Here is a 653-nt window from a genome sequence, read left to right as displayed (position 1 = left end):
CTGCGGGCGGGCGGGTGTGCGAGGACGGCCGCGGGCTCGCGGCTCCGTGCTCTCGGCTCGGCTCGGCTCTCGGCCGCGGGCTCTCGGCTCCGGGCTCGCGGCTCCGGGCCTCAGCGCAGGACGTGGCCCTCGACGTCGACGGGAGCCCGGGCGGTGAGGCGCTTCAGCCGCATCGCGGGGCGCTCGACCAGCAGCCAGCTCGCCCACGCGAGGGGGACCGTCGCTGCGACCGAGAGCGCGATGTAGGCCCAGAGCGGCACGTCGGCTCCGGCTCCGACGATCGCCAGCGAGAGCAGCTGCTGCACGGGGAACGCGTAGATGTACATCCCGTAGGAGACGTCGTGGGTCGCGCCCACCCGACGCAGGGGGAGCCGGGCGCCGAGCGCGACCATCAGATAGGCGAGGGGGAGGCCGGCGAGCACGCGGTAGAGGCCGGTCGCGATCACGAGGACGAGCAGCGCGGCCGCGACGGCGGTGAGTGCGCCCGTCAGGGGGAGGCGGTCGCGGTACAGGTGCACGAGCGCGCCGGCGAGGAAGTACCCGACGAGCGTCACCGTCTGGTTGAGGGGTGCCGGGAACGGGACGAGGTCCGTCGCGAGCACCGCCGCGACGAGGGTGAGGCCCGCGAATCCCGTGACCACGAGGGGCCGCAC

At 75.0% G+C, this 653-nt stretch carries 1 protein-coding gene; it reads right to left on the bottom strand.

The genetic code is table 11. The features are described from left to right. Nucleotides 1–110: 110 nt before the first annotated feature. On the bottom strand, nt 111–653 hold a 543-nt coding region (locus C5C36_RS17830), incomplete at its 5' end, for an acyltransferase family protein (RefSeq protein WP_374954358.1).

Origin of the sequence: Rathayibacter sp. AY1G1, assembly GCF_002932095.1 — a bacterium.
Taxonomy (GTDB): domain Bacteria; phylum Actinomycetota; class Actinomycetes; order Actinomycetales; family Microbacteriaceae; genus Rathayibacter.
The sequence above is the reverse complement of the archived record's forward strand: the minus strand, read 5'-3'. Positions and strand labels throughout refer to the sequence as shown.